This is a genomic window from Hansschlegelia sp. (assembly GCF_035538955.1).
Classification (GTDB): domain Bacteria; phylum Pseudomonadota; class Alphaproteobacteria; order Rhizobiales; family Methylopilaceae; genus Methylopila.
The window spans coordinates 32,073-44,919 of the sequence record NZ_DATLJK010000003.1 but is presented as its reverse complement, the minus strand read 5'-3'; the positions used below and the strand labels follow the sequence as shown (position 1 = coordinate 44,919).

At 70.8% G+C, this 12,847-nt stretch carries 12 protein-coding genes and 1 tRNA gene; 5 read left to right on the top strand and 8 right to left on the bottom strand.

Annotated features, from left to right (window positions below):
• The first annotated feature begins 40 nt into the window (after positions 1 to 40).
• Positions 41 to 580, top strand: coding sequence for an inorganic diphosphatase (ppa, locus tag VM780_RS01135; RefSeq protein WP_325444246.1), 540 nt, complete (start codon positions 41 to 43; stop codon positions 578 to 580).
• A gap of 51 nt (positions 581 to 631) precedes the next feature.
• On the opposite strand, the gene lptE is transcribed toward ppa, so the two are convergent.
• Positions 632 to 1,177 (bottom strand): LPS assembly lipoprotein LptE, encoded by a 546-nt coding sequence (gene lptE / locus VM780_RS01130; protein WP_325444244.1) that lies wholly within the window; start codon positions 1,175 to 1,177, stop codon positions 632 to 634.
• Positions 1,164 to 3,782 (bottom strand): leucine--tRNA ligase, encoded by a 2,619-nt coding sequence (leuS, locus tag VM780_RS01125; protein WP_325444242.1) that lies wholly within the window; start codon positions 3,780 to 3,782, stop codon positions 1,164 to 1,166. The genes lptE and leuS overlap by 14 nt, the downstream gene beginning before the upstream one ends.
• A gap of 168 nt (positions 3,783 to 3,950) precedes the next feature.
• Between leuS and VM780_RS01120 the strand changes: the two genes are divergently transcribed.
• On the top strand, positions 3,951 to 4,640 hold the full coding sequence (locus tag VM780_RS01120) for a YggS family pyridoxal phosphate-dependent enzyme (protein ID WP_414652761.1): 690 nt from the start codon (positions 3,951 to 3,953) through the stop codon (positions 4,638 to 4,640).
• A 267-nt stretch (positions 4,641 to 4,907) separates the two neighbouring features.
• Here the strand turns inward: VM780_RS01120 and VM780_RS01115 are convergent, their stop codons facing one another.
• The 4 genes from VM780_RS01115 to VM780_RS01100 form a co-directional block, all read right to left on the bottom strand.
• Entirely contained in the window at positions 4,908 to 5,384 is a 477-nt protein-coding gene (locus tag VM780_RS01115) for a TerB family tellurite resistance protein (protein WP_325444240.1), read from the bottom strand.
• A 116-nt stretch (positions 5,385 to 5,500) separates the two neighbouring features.
• Positions 5,501 to 5,576 (bottom strand) — tRNA-Thr (locus tag VM780_RS01110).
• A 62-nt stretch (positions 5,577 to 5,638) separates the two neighbouring features.
• On the bottom strand, positions 5,639 to 7,279 hold the full coding sequence (locus tag VM780_RS01105) for a heme biosynthesis protein HemY (RefSeq protein ID WP_325444238.1): 1,641 nt from the start codon (positions 7,277 to 7,279) through the stop codon (positions 5,639 to 5,641).
• 15 nt (positions 7,280 to 7,294) lie between these two features.
• On the bottom strand, positions 7,295 to 8,368 hold the full coding sequence (locus VM780_RS01100; RefSeq protein WP_325444236.1) for a hypothetical protein: 1,074 nt from the start codon (positions 8,366 to 8,368) through the stop codon (positions 7,295 to 7,297).
• On the opposite strand from VM780_RS01100, the gene VM780_RS01095 reads away from it, so the two are divergent.
• Positions 8,358 to 8,564, top strand: a complete 207-nt coding sequence (locus VM780_RS01095) for a hypothetical protein (protein ID WP_325444234.1) — start codon at positions 8,358 to 8,360, stop codon at positions 8,562 to 8,564. The genes VM780_RS01100 and VM780_RS01095 overlap by 11 nt on opposite strands.
• Positions 8,565 to 9,023: 459 nt before the next feature.
• On the opposite strand, the gene VM780_RS01090 is transcribed toward VM780_RS01095, so the two are convergent.
• A complete protein-coding gene (locus VM780_RS01090) occupies positions 9,024 to 9,773 on the bottom strand; it encodes a uroporphyrinogen-III synthase (RefSeq protein ID WP_325444232.1) in 750 nt (249 codons plus the stop codon).
• 7 nt (positions 9,774 to 9,780) lie between these two features.
• Complete coding sequence (gene hemC / locus VM780_RS01085; RefSeq protein ID WP_325444231.1) at positions 9,781 to 10,710, bottom strand: hydroxymethylbilane synthase; 930 nt, start codon at positions 10,708 to 10,710, stop codon at positions 9,781 to 9,783.
• 113 nt (positions 10,711 to 10,823) lie between these two features.
• Here hemC and tsaD point away from each other — a divergent pair, with 113 nt between their 5' ends.
• Together tsaD and VM780_RS01075 are read left to right on the top strand one after the other, a co-directional pair.
• The gene (gene tsaD / locus VM780_RS01080) at positions 10,824 to 11,879 is read left to right on the top strand and encodes a tRNA (adenosine(37)-N6)-threonylcarbamoyltransferase complex transferase subunit TsaD (protein WP_325444228.1); all 1,056 of its coding nucleotides are present in this window, start codon (positions 10,824 to 10,826) and stop codon (positions 11,877 to 11,879) included.
• Complete coding sequence (locus tag VM780_RS01075) at positions 11,834 to 12,847, top strand: NAD(P)H-dependent glycerol-3-phosphate dehydrogenase (protein WP_325444226.1); 1,014 nt, start codon at positions 11,834 to 11,836, stop codon at positions 12,845 to 12,847. Before tsaD ends, VM780_RS01075 begins: the two co-directional genes overlap by 46 nt.

Below are 12,847 nucleotides of genomic sequence, written 5' to 3'. Positions count from 1 at the left end.
CTCCGCTACAGAGGCGCACGACCGCCATATGAGGACGTCCATGCGTATCGAAGCCATCCCGATCGGCGCCAATCCTCCGAAGGACGTGAACGTCATCGTCGAGGTGCCGATGGGCGGCGAGCCCATCAAGTACGAGCTCGACAAGGCCGCCGGAACGCTGTTCGTCGACCGCTTCCTCTACACCTCGATGCGCTACCCGGGGAATTACGGCTTCATCCCCCACACCCTGTCGGAGGATGGCGACCCGATCGACGTGCTCGTCGCCAACACGCGCGCGATCGCGCCCGGCGCGGTGATGAGCTGCCGCCCGGTCGGCGTCTTCAAGATGGAGGACGAGAAGGGGCTCGACGAGAAGATCATCGCCGTGCCGTCTGCGCATCTCACCCGGCGCTACGAGCAGATCACGAGCTACGACCAGCTGCCCGGCATCACGCTCGACCAGATCACGCACTTCTTCGAGCACTACAAGGACCTCGAAGGCGACAAGTGGGTGAAGGCGCTGGGCTGGGGCGGCGTCGACGAAGCCGAGCGCATGATCATGGAAGCGGTCGAGCGCGCCAAGGCGGCGAAGGCGGACTGAGCCTGCCGGCGCGCTGACCTTCTGCGGGGCGGCCGTGAGCCGCCTCGCGACCTACTTGCCGGTCGCGAAATAGCTAACCAGCCGGGCGCGGATGCGCTCGGCGATCTGAGTCGCGGCGCGATCCTCCGCGTCTCTCTCCGCCCGCACATTCGCGAAGCGCTGGAGGCCGGCGAAGTAGGTCGCCGTCCCGAGCGCGTTCCCGGTGAACAGCGGGTCGAGCGAGCCTGCGCGCGTCAGAACGTACTGGACCGTCAACGAGATCGTCCGAGTCTCCTGAACGTCGGTCAGCGGATCGACCACCGCTGACTGGCCGAGCTCGTTGATGCTCTTCACCTCGAGCCGGTACGCCGTCGCGCCCGGCCCGTCGCCGCCGCGCAGCATGAAGATGAGCTCGTTGCGCATCTTGCCGCCGACCCGGCCTTCGATCGGCTTGATATCGACCGTCTTCAGCTGCGCTGCGACGTCCGAGCCGACATCCTTCGCCACGACGCCCGGCGTCGACATGTCGCCATAGACGGGTCGGAAACAGCCGGCGACCGCAAGCGCGAGGCCGAGAACGAGGCCAAGCCGGACGAAGCGCGGATCAAGCGACGACATTCACGATCCTCTGCGGAACGACGATGACCTTCCGGATCGGCTTGTCGCCGACCGCCTTCATGACCGCTTCGAGCTCTCGTACCATTTTTTCGACCGCCGCGGGGTTGGCGTCGCGGGCGACTACGATCTCGTCGCGCTTCTTCCCGTTTACCTGCACCGGCAGCGTCACGGTGTCGGAGGCGAGCAGCGCAGGATCAGCCTCCGGCCAGGCTTCCTCTGCGACGAGCGTCGCATGTCCGAGCGCCGCCCAGCACTCTTCCGCGAGATGCGGCGTGAACGGCGCGGTCATCCGCACCAGGATCTCCGCGGCCTCGCGAAGCGCGAAGCGCAGGTCGTCGCCCGGCTCCTCCGCGCTCTGGAGGGCTTGGCTGAGCGCATTGGTGAGTTCGTTCGCGGCGGCGACGCAGCGGTTGAAGTGGAAGCGTTCGATGCTGTCGCCGACCCGGGCGAGCGCTCCATGAGCGGCCCGCCGCAGCGTCTCCGCCGCAGCGCCGATCTCCGCCGGCGCCGCAGCCCCCTTGGCCGCGCCGCGCTCGGCGGCTTCGTTCACCAGCCGCCAGACGCGCTGAACGAAGCGGCTCGCGCCGTCCACGCCGGCCTCGGTCCAGATCACGTCGCGCTCGGGCGGGCTGTCCGACAGCATGAACCAGCGCGCGGTGTCGGCGCCGTAGGTCTCGATGATGTCGTTGGGGTCGACGGTGTTCTTCTTCGACTTCGACATCTTCTCGGTGGGGCCGATATCGATGGGCTCCCCGTTCGAGACGCGGATGGCGCGCCGCTGCCCCTCGGCCTCGTTGATCGCCACCTCGGACGGCGCGACCCACTGGCCGGAAGCGTCGCGATAGGTCTCGTGAACCACCATGCCTTGAGTGAACAGCCCGGCGAACGGCTCGTCCATGCCGAGATGCCCGGTCATCTTCATCGCGCGGGTGAAGAAGCGGGAATAGAGCAAGTGCAGGATCGCATGCTCAACGCCGCCGATATACTGATCCACCGGCAGCCAGCGGTTCGCGACCTCCTTATCGGTAGGGGTCGGCGCCCGCGGCGCCGTGAACCGCGCGTAGTACCAGGACGAATCCACGAAGGTGTCCATGGTGTCGGTCTCGCGCAGCGCCGGGCCGCCGCAGGCCGGACAAGCGACCTCGCGCCACGCCTTGTTGCGGTCGAGCGGATTGCCTGGGTGGTCGAAGCTGACGTCCTCGGGCAGCAGCACGGGGAGCTGCTCGTCCGGGACCGGCTGCGGCCCGCAGGCTTCGCAATGAATGATCGGGATCGGGCAGCCCCAATAGCGCTGCCGTGAGATGCCCCAGTCGCGCAGCCGCCAGTTCACCTTGCGCTGCGCGACCGGCCGGTTTCCGAGCGTCGCCGCCTCGAGCCGGCGGGCGACTTCCTCCTTGGCCGCGGAGACGTCGAGCCCGTCGAGGAAGCGCGAGTTCACCAGCACGCCATCGCCCTCATAGGCGGCGTTCGCGACCAGGGCCTCAGGGTCGGCGCCTTCAGGCGCGACCACCGGCCGGATCGGAAGTCCATATGCACGGGCGAACTCATAGTCCCGCTGGTCGTGCGCCGGGCAGCCGAATATCGCCCCCGTGCCGTAGTCCATCAGCACGAAATTCGCGACATAGACCGGCAGCTCCCACGCAGCATCGAACGGGTGCCTGGCGCGAAGCCCGGTGTCGTAGCCCTTCTTCTCGGCGGTCTCGAGCGCGGCGAGGCTCGTGCCGGCGCGGCGGCATTCCTCGACGAAAGCCGCGAGCTCGGGGTCGCAGGCAGCGCACGCCGCGGCGAGCGGGTGGTCGGCCGACACTGCAATGAAGCTCGCGCCGAACAGCGTGTCCGGACGGGTCGTATAGACCTCGACCTCGGTCAGGGCCTGGTCGCCATGGGCGTTCGCAAGCGCCCAACGGATCAGCAGCCCTTCCGAGCGGCCGATCCAGTTCTTCTGCATGGTGCGGACCTTCTCCGGCCAGCGCGGCAGGCCGTCGAGCGCCTCGAGCAGCTCTTCGGAGAAGGCGGTGATCTTGAGGAACCACTGCGTCAGCTCGCGCTGCTCGACGAGGGCGCCCGAGCGCCAGCCGCGGCCGTCGATCACCTGCTCGTTGGCCAGAACCGTGTTGTCGACAGGGTCCCAATTGACCTTGGACTTCCGCCGGTAGGCCAGGCCGGCCTTGAGGAAGTCCAGGAACAGCCGCTGCTGCTGCGCGTAATAGTCCGGATCGCAGGTCGCGATCTCCCGGCTCCAGTCGAGCGACAGCCCGATCGCCTTGAGCTGCGCGCGCATCGCGGCGATGTTGTCGTAGGTCCAGGTCTTGGGATGGACCTTGCGCTCGATGGCGGCGTTCTCGGCCGGCAGGCCGAAAGCGTCCCAGCCCATCGGGTGCAGCACGTCGAAGCCCTTGGCGCGCTTGTAGCGCGCCACGACGTCGCCCATCGCGTAATTGCGCACGTGGCCCATATGGATGCGCCCGGACGGGTACGGAAACATCTCGAGCACGTAATAGGTCGGCCGCCCATCGGCCTCATTGGTCTGGAAGAGCTTCCGCTCGTCCCAACGGGCCTGCCACCGGGGCTCGGCCTCGCGCGCGTTGTAGCGCTCCGTCGTCATGGGTACGCCAGGCATCCTGATAGGTGAGCGCGCCGCGGCGAACGCCGGTCGCGAAGCGGCCGGACCTTGGCGCGAACGATCGAACGGGTCAACCGAAGAGGGTTCTGAGCGCTTGAGCGCCGCCACGTTGCGGCTTATGCGCCACCTTCGACATGAGGATGAGCGCGCGTGAACACAACCGAGCCGAACGACGACGTCCCGTCCCGCCTTGCCGCCACCCTGAAGGCGATCCGCCGCGCCGAACGGAGCGCGGGCCGAACGGAAGGCGACGTCACCCTGGTCGCGGTGTCGAAGACCTTTGCGGCGGAAGACATCGAGCCCGCGCTGCAGGCTGGGCAGCGGGCGTTCGGCGAGAACCGGGTGCAGGAGGCGAAAGCCAAATGGCCGGCGCTGCGGGAGCGCTATCCAGACGTCGAGCTCCACCTGATCGGGCCGCTCCAGTCCAACAAGGCCGACGAGGCGGTCGCGCTGTTCGACGTGATCCACACCGTCGACCGGGCGAAGATCGCGCAGGCGCTCGCCAAGGAGATGCGGGACCAGGGGAAAACGCCGCGCCTGTTCGTGCAGGTCAACACTGGCGAGGAGCCCCAGAAGGCTGGCGTGCCGCCCCGTGAGGTCGACGCCTTTCTCGCCTCGTGCCGGAACGACCACGGACTGGCGATCGAGGGCCTGATGTGCATCCCCCCGGTCGACGAGACGCCTGCGCCGCATTTCGCGCTGCTGGAAAAGCTCGCGCGACGGAACGGGCTCAAAGGCCTCTCGATGGGGATGAGCTCGGATTTCGCGGAGGCGATCGCCTTCGGCGCGACGCACGTCCGGGTCGGAAGCGCGATCTTCGGCGCACGGCCGAAGCCTTGATCGATCGGCGCGGGAGAAGGTCGCCGGGGTCTGAAGCGCCCTCTCCCGCCCGAACAGATGCCGGTACGCATGAACCAAATCCGGCTGTCGACATCATCGCAAACGGCTTGCCAACCCTAACGGTCCATGATTGCCGCAAAATGTTGGGGCCAGAGACAAGCCCGGCACATGATGTAGATCGCCGATGATGGCGCGCTCGCAGACCGCGTCGCGAAATGCGAACGCCGTCGCGTTTTGCGAGTGGGCCTGTGTCCCGCTTCGGGGCGGTCAGCCGTGATCGGCGCTTAGCGGTCGAACCCGGGCTGCGATGCGGCGCTTCAGCTCGACCCGCTCGCGGGTCGACACGCCCAGCAGCTCGGCGGCCCGCCACACGATGTTGTCCTCGAGCTCGTGCACCGCGCCGTCAGCGAACACAATCTCCCACATCATTTCGACGATCTGCGCGCGACCGGCGGCGTCCAGCGAGCGCTTGAGGACGCTTGTGAACGCATAGAGGTCGACCGCCTCGGATTCCCGGCTCCGGGCCGCCGAGATGAGCTCGGCCGTCTCGGTCTCGTCGAGGCCGAAATGGGACTGCAGGCTGTCGTGCAGCGCAGTCCGCTCGGCGTCGGCCACCACGCCGTCGACGCCGCTGAGATTGATCAGCAAGGCGGCGGCCGCGACGCGATAATCGTCCACCGCGAAGCTGTCGCCTTCCGGCGCGCCGGCGAGGTCGCTGAGAAATCGTCGAAGAGTCTCGAGCATCAGGACCTCCGACGGCTCAGCCGCTTCGAGATGCGCCCACGCCGCTCGCGGCAGCGAGAGGCTTGGCGATCAATGTAGGGCGGATCGAGCAGGACGTCCGCGTCAGGGACGGAACATGGTGCCGCAAGAGGGACTCGAACCCCCGACCCCGTCATTACGAATGACGTGCTCTACCAGCTGAGCTATTGCGGCGACGGCGCTCCCTCTAGCGAAACGGCGCTTGCAATGCAAGGCGGGACCCGCGCTCGCGCTCCTCAGACCCCGTAAGTGGGCCTGGAAGCCGGAAATCCGCCGCCATTCACGGTGTCGTTCGCCTCCGGCCCGTTCGGCCCCGGATCGTCGGGCGCGCGGGCGAGCGGAAACACCGCCTGGGTCGGACGGGCTGCGCGGCCTTTCGCCGGGTCAGCAGTCGCTGCCCCGGTCACGATCGGCGGCGATGCCGGCGCGGCCTTTGCCTGGACCTTGCCCTCAGGCTTCGACGCCGTCTCCGAGTCGAGCAGGGCGGGCATGGACCGCGGCAGCGCCTCCGCCGCCGGCGCCGGCGCCGGCGCGATCACGGCGGGCGGCTCGCGCGGCGCCTCGTCCAGCCAGGCGTCCGCGGCGAGCTTCGGCCGGGTCTCCTCCACCGGAATCTTCCAGACGAAGGCGTCGAGCCGGCCCGTGACCGGCGAGATCGGGGCCCAGATCTCGCTCGCCACGCCGTCAGCGACCCAGGCCGGATCTCTTGGCGCGCGCAGAGCGCGGCCGAGCCATTCGCGGGCGCGGCCGGAGTCGCCGTTCTTCACGTCCTCGAGCTCCGCCATCAACATGCAGGCGCGTGCGGTCGGGCGGGTCGAGAGCAGCTTGCCGACGGCGGCGCTCGCCGTCTCGAACTCGCGGGCCGCGAGCGCCGCCCGCGCGACGGCGATGAGGCCCTCCGGATCGTCGCCGGAGCGCTCGGCCAGCATCCTGGCCCGCTTGAGCTTGTCCCGCGCCGCGTCGCCGGTGCGAACGTGGACGTAGACCTCTGCGAGATCCGGATGGGTCGCCTTCGCCCAAGTGGTCTCGACGATCTTCATCGCCTTGCGGACCTCGCCCTGCTCGGCGAGCAGCCTGGCGGCGAGCGCGGCAGCCGGCGTGAAGTCCGGCGCAAGCCCGTGCGCTTCGCGCGCCCGCCGGATCGCGAGCTGCACGTCGCCGGGCGCATCCATCGCCTGGGCGGTCAGCAGCACCGCACGACGGCGGCGGGTCTCGGTCTTGTCCACGAGCCGGTTCGCGCTCAGCCGCTCAAGCGTCGCGAGCGCCCCGGCCCAGTCGCGCTCGGCGCACTGGAAGTCGAACAGCGCCTGCCCGGCCCAGGGGGTTTCGGGCGACTGACGCGCCGCCTCCTCGGCGAGCGCCTTGGCGGCCACGAGGTCGCCGCGCCGCTCCGCCTCGACATAAAGGCCGCGAAGCCCGAGCGAACGCGTCTCGGGCTGATCCGTCATGGCGCGGAACGCGGCCTCGGCGCCCGGTCGGTCGCCGGACAGCTGAGCCGCCTGCGCGGCGAGCACGAGCGTCAGCGGCTCCTTGCCAAGCAACCTGCGCGCTTCCGCGGCCTCGCGTCCGGCGCGGCGGGCGTCGCCCGTGCCCACCGCGACCACGCCGCGGGTGACCGCGTCATAGCCCTTGGCGCGCCGGCGATTCCGCCGGAACAGCGCGAACGCCTCGGGCCCCGCGAGAATCCAGCGCATGACGTTCCAGAGCACGACCGCCCCACAGGCGACCGCCGCCACAAAGGCGACCGCCGCCGCGACGCTGGTCTCGATCCGGTAGCCCTGCCAGTCGATCATCAGATCGCCCGGCCGATCGGCGATCCAGATCGCCCCGAAGGCGAAAAGTCCGACGAGGGCGAGATAGAGCAGAACGCGAACCATGATTTTCCCCGCCCCTTACTCGGTCGCCGCCAGGCGGGCGAGCGCAGCCGTGCGCGCCCCCGCCACGGCCTTTTCGGCGGCCACGCGCGCCGTCGCCTTGCCGGCCCAGTCGGCGGTGGCCGCCTGGGCCTCCGGATCCAGGCTCTCGCGCGCGGCGAGGGCCTGCTCGACGTCGCCGGCCGCAGCGAGCGCCGCGACCCGCGCCCGCGGATTTTCGGTTTGAGCGGGGCCGGCGTCCTTCGGCGTCACCTTCACCACCGATCCTGCGCTAGCCACGAACTTGTCGAACAATGACGCGTTCTCGGCGGGTTTTTGGCCCGGAAGGCCGGCCATGATTCCGGACAGTTCCCGCGCCAGAGCCGGGCGCGTCGGCACGCCCGACGCGGCGAGCGGATCAAGCCCCGAAAGCTCTCCGTTGGACGACGACGCCTTGACCGCGTCGAGCTCCGCCGCGAACGGCCGGCCGGCGTCGAGCGCTTGCTCGAGCGCGCCGAGCGCCACGAGGTTGCGCGCAGCCGGATCGCCGACCGGTCTCGCCTTGAGAGCCCTCTCGAGGGCCGCCACCCGGCCGTCAAGCGGCTTCACGGCCTTGTCGACGGCCTCGGGAACCTTGGACGCCACCGCGTCGAGCTGCTCGCCGGTCGCGACCTTCCCGAGACGGGCGTCCAAGTCCGCGATCCGCTTGTCGAGCTTTGCGACAGCGTCCGCGGTCGAGCCGCCCTGCTCAATGGCGTCGATCCGACTCGCGAGAGCGGCGACGGCAGGCTGGTCGCCGCCCGACGTCTGGACCTTGTCTGCCAGTTCGCCGACCTGCTTCTCGAGCGCCTCGACCCGACCGTTCGAGGCCTCGATCGTCTTTCCGAGCTCGGCGAGCCGCTGCTCGATCGCGCCGGCGTCGCTCGCCTGCGCGGTCTGACCGACCCGATCGCGCAGCGCGGCCACGTCACGACCGACCGCGTCGAGCTTGGTTTCTGCGGCGGCGACCCGCGCGCTGTCGGGCTGGACGGCCGGGATCAATTCGCGGCCGAACAGAGCGATCGCCAGCACGGCGAGCGCCGCGCCGCCCAGCATCGCCACGATGGCGGCCAACCATCCCATCCCGCTCGACCGGCTCGCGGCCGCAGGCGCGCTCGCGGGCCGCCCAGGGGCCGAGGCGCCGAACCGCGGCGAAGAGCCGGGGGGCGGCGTGTCGGCCTTGCCCGCGGCCGACGGCCCGGCGGTGGAAGCGCTTTGCCCGGGCGAGGAAGAGCTGGACGCGGAGGCCGGCTTCGTCCCGCTGGACTGAGGCGCGGCCGATGAAGCGGCCGCGGAATTGGCCGCGGATGAAGCGGCGGCGGATGACGCGGCGGAAGATGCGGAGGGCGACGTCTTCGGCGCTCCGCCTGAGGCGCTGGCGGCCGGCGGCGCGGCGGGCTCGGACGCAGCGCCGCTCTCGGGCGTCGCGGACGCGCCCGCGGGACCGGCCGACGGCGTTCCGGCTGGCGGCGCGCTCGGACTGGGCGACGGCTTGGGGGACGCCGCAGCGGGCTTGGACGCGGCCGCCCCTGCAGGCCTGCCGTTGTCGGGCGCAGAGGCCCCTGCAGGCTTTGGCGTGAGGTCGGTGGCCGAAAGGTTGAGCGTTTGGGGCTTCGGACGAGCGCTTTGCCCGCTCCTGCCGCTCTGTTCGCTCCCGGGTCCCTTCGGGTCCGCCATTGGCCGTTTCCTTACGATGCGAGAAGAGGCCGCCGGCCGACGACCCGCTGTCCTACTTAGACCGGCCATCCCCGGAAGGCGAGACGCCGACCGCAAACGTCTCAAGCGCGCTGAACAGCGCCGCCTCGTCGGGGCGGGGCGCGACCGCGACCCGCTCGCAGGCGACAGCCCGCAGCGCTCCCGCGACACGCTCCGAGAGCGCGACATGGCCGAGCGCCCGGACGCGCGGCCCGAGACCGGCCGCTTCAGACAGCGACAGGAAGGTCTCGGCGATTCGCCGGGAATGGTGCAGCACGGCGTCGATCTCGCCGTCGCCCAGCGCCGCCGCGGCTGCGGCCGGCAGCGCGGTCGCGGCCGTCGCGCGGTAGAGCTCGATCACGGTGACGTCATGGCCGTGGCGCGCGAGCGCGCCGGCGACGTCGAACGCCCGGTCGGCGCCTGCCGCATGCAGGAAGCGCGCGGGCGCCGAAAACAGCCTGCTGGCCTCGGCCACTAGAGCGCGGCCGTCACCCTCGGCGACATGGATGGTTAGGAAGCCGGCCTCGCGTCCGGCCTCCGCAGTGCGGTCGCCGACGGCGATCAGCGGAAGCCGCGACAGTCGCCCGATCTCGGGCCGCCGGGCGAGCTTTCGCAGACCGTTGGCGCTGGTGGCGAGCACCGCCTGATAGTCTTGCGCGGGGATCTCCGACGGGATGTCCTCGATCGTCAGGACAGGCGCGACAATCGGCGTATGGCCCAGACGCCGAAGGCCTTCGGCGGTGCGGATGGCGGCGCGTTCCGGCCGGAGCACGAGGACGTCCACGGCCGCCTCAGCCGAACGCCGCCAGGAGATCGGCGGGAGCGCGCGACCTGACGTCCTCCCCTGCCGCAGCGCCGATTGCGGCGGCGTCCGTCGCATGGCCCGCGCCGCCCCCCTCGACGGTCCGGGCGCCGTCGACGGACAGCACCATTCCGCGGAAGGACAGCGTGCCGTCCTTCACCCGGGCTAACCCCGCGATCGGCGTCCGGCATGAGCCGTCGAGCACCGCCAGGAAGGCGCGTTCGCAAATCAGCGCGGCTGCGGTGTTCGGGCAGTCGAGCCGCGCGAGCGCCTCATGGGTCGCCGCATCTTCGGCCCGCGCCGTGACCGCGATCGCGCCCTGCCCGAGCGCTGGCGGAAACGCTTCCTCGTCCATGATCTCGGTGGCGTGGCCTTCGAGCCCGAGCCGGGTCAGGCCCGCGAGCGCCAGCAGGGTGGCGTCGACCTCGGAGCGGGCGAGCTTTTCCAAGCGGCTATGCACGTTTCCTCGGAAGGTGACGACCTTGAGATCGGGCCGCTTGCGGCGGACGAGCGCGCCGCGACGGAGCGAGGCGGTTCCGACCACCGCGCCTTCGCGAAGCGCGTCGAGCGTTCGCGCCGAGCCGCCGATCAACGCGTCCCGAACGTCAGCCCGAGGCAGCGTGGCGGCAAGTCCGGTGCCCTCGGCCAGCGCCGTCGGCAGGTCCTTCGCCGAATGCACCGCGAGGTCGACGCGGCCGCCGAGCAGCGCCTCGTCGATCTCCTTCACGAACAGGCCTTTGCCGCCGGCTTCGCTGAGCGGACGGTCTTGGATCGCGTCGCCGGTGGTGCGGATCACGACGATCTCCACGGCGTCCGGCGCGAGACCCCAGGCCTCGATCAGGCCGTCCCGCACGCGGTTCGCCTGCCACAGCGCAAGCGGACTGCCGCGGGTGCCGATGCGAAACGTCTGCTGGCTCATGCCTGAGAGAAACTCCATCGTGACCGGCGCGGAACGAGGCCGGGGCGGCTTGGTAGCGCGATCCTTCGTCTCCGGCTATGTCTCGCGTGGTCCCTTCCCGAATATGAGGCGTCATGCTGGTTCTCGGCCTGGAAACCACCTGCGACGAGACCGCCGCAGCCGTCGTCCGCCGGAGCGGCGACGGACCGGGAGAAATCCTCTCGAATGTGGTCCGGGCCCAGTTGGACGAGCACGCCGCGTTCGGCGGCGTGGTGCCCGAGATCGCCGCAAGGGCGCATGTCGAGGCGCTGGACGGCGTGCTTGCCGCCGCGCTTGAAGGCGCCGGACTGAAGCTGCGCGATCTCGACGGCGTGGCGGCTGCGGCTGGGCCCGGGCTGGTCGGCGGCGTCATCGTCGGCCTCACGGCGGCCAAGGCGCTCGCGATCGTCGCGGAAAAGCCGTTCATCGCCGTGAACCATCTCGAGGCGCACGCGCTGACCGCTCGGCTCACGGACGGGATCGCATTTCCGTACCTGCTGCTGCTGGCTTCCGGCGGCCATACCCAATTGCTCGCGGTTCTCGGAGTCGGGCGGTATGTGCGGCTCGGAACGACGGTCGACGACGCCCTCGGCGAGGCCTTCGACAAGGTCGCGAAGATGCTCGGCCTCGGCTACCCGGGCGGCCCCGAGGTCGAGCGGCGCGCCGAGAACGGCGACGCCGAGCGGTTTTCCCTGCCGAGGCCGATGCTCGGGCGCGCGGAGCCGAACTTCTCGCTGTCCGGCCTGAAGACGGCCGTGCGTCTCGAAGCCGAGCGGATCGCGCCGCTGTCGTCGCAGGACATCGACGATCTTTGCGCGAGCTTCCAGGCCGCCGTCGCCGATGTCGTCGCGAACCGCGTTCGGGTCGCGTTCCGGATGTTCTGCGAGCGCCATGGCGCGCCGAGCGCAATCGTCACGGCCGGCGGCGTCGCCGCCAACGCCCAGATCAGGCGGGCGCTCCAGAGGGTGTCGAGCGAGGTCGGAACGCGTCTCGTCGCGCCGCCTCTCGCGCTTTGCGGCGACAACGGCGCGATGATCGCCTGGGCCGGCGCGGAGCGGCTGGCGCTGGGCCTGGAAGACGATCTGGCGTTTGCGCCGCGCCCGCGATGGCCGCTGGACGTGGCGGCCGCGGCGCCGGGAGCCAAGGCGTGAAGGTCGCGGTCGTCGGAGCGGGCGCCTGGGGCACCGCCCTCGCCAATGTCGCCGCTGAGGCGACCGGCGAGCTTACGCCGCTGATCGGCCGAGACCCGGCCCGCATGACGGAGATCGCGCGCGACCGGGTCAACGCGGCGCGCCTGCCGAACATCCCGCTGCACAAGGGCGTCTACCCGACCGCGGACAAGACGACGCTCGCGGACGCCGACATCGTGCTGATGGTCGTGCCGACCCAGACGCTGCGCGCGGTCTGCACGGAGATCGCGGCGCTCGTCCCGACGGAGACGGTGGTCGTCAGCGGCTGCAAGGGCGTCGAGAAAGGCACGCTGGCGTTGCCGCACGTCGTGCTCCAGGAGGCGTTGCCCCGCTCGCGCCGCGCCCTGCTCTCAGGACCGAGCTTCGCGGAGGACGTCGCGCTCGGCTTGCCGACCGCCGTCACGCTCGCCTCTCCCGACGAAGCGGCCGCGGCGCTCGTTTGCGAGGCGCTCGCGACGCGCTCGTTCCGCCCCTATCGCTCGACGGACATCGTCGGGGCGGCGCTCGGCGGCGCGGCCAAGAACGTGCTCGCGATCGCGGCCGGCGCGGTCGCCGGGCGCGGCCTCGGAGCAAGCGCCGTCGCCGCGATGGTGGCGCGCGGCTTCGCAGAGCTCGGCCGTCTCGGACTGGCGCTCGGCGCCCGCCCCGAGACGCTTGCCGGGCTCTCGGGCCTCGGCGACCTCGTGCTCACGGCCTCCTCCACGCAATCCCGCAACTTCTCGCTGGGGCTCGCGCTCGGACGCGGCGAGCCGCCGCCGAACAAGCTCGCGGAGGGCGCGGCGACCGTCGAGGCGCTGGTGGCCCTCGCGGCCGAACGCGGCGTCGAAATGCCGATCTCTGCGGCCGTCGCGGAAGTCCTGGCCGGGCGCGTCAGCGTCGGAGCGGCCGTCGCCGGACTGCTCGCCAGGCCGCTCAAGTCCGAGATCTGA

Bases quoted from the DNA above. Each gene is read 5' to 3' on its own strand.
- ppa (WP_325444246.1), top strand. From the start codon at position 41: ATGCGTATCGAAGCCATCCCGATCGGCGCCAATCCTCCGAAGGACGTG.
- lptE (WP_325444244.1), bottom strand. From the start codon at position 1,177: ATGTCGTCGCTTGATCCGCGCTTCGTCCGGCTTGGCCTCGTTCTCGGC.
- leuS (WP_325444242.1), bottom strand. From the start codon at position 3,782: ATGACGACGGAGCGCTACAACGCGCGCGAGGCCGAGCCCCGGTGGCAG.
- VM780_RS01115 (WP_325444240.1), bottom strand. From the start codon at position 5,384: ATGCTCGAGACTCTTCGACGATTTCTCAGCGACCTCGCCGGCGCGCCG.
- VM780_RS01105 (WP_325444238.1), bottom strand. From the start codon at position 7,279: ATGGTTCGCGTTCTGCTCTATCTCGCCCTCGTCGGACTTTTCGCCTTC.
- VM780_RS01095 (WP_325444234.1), top strand. From the start codon at position 8,358: ATGGCGGCCAACCATCCCATCCCGCTCGACCGGCTCGCGGCCGCAGGC.
- hemC (WP_325444231.1), bottom strand. From the start codon at position 10,710: ATGAGCCAGCAGACGTTTCGCATCGGCACCCGCGGCAGTCCGCTTGCG.
- tsaD (WP_325444228.1), top strand. From the start codon at position 10,824: ATGCTGGTTCTCGGCCTGGAAACCACCTGCGACGAGACCGCCGCAGCC.
- VM780_RS01075 (WP_325444226.1), top strand. From the start codon at position 11,834: ATGGCCGCTGGACGTGGCGGCCGCGGCGCCGGGAGCCAAGGCGTGAAG.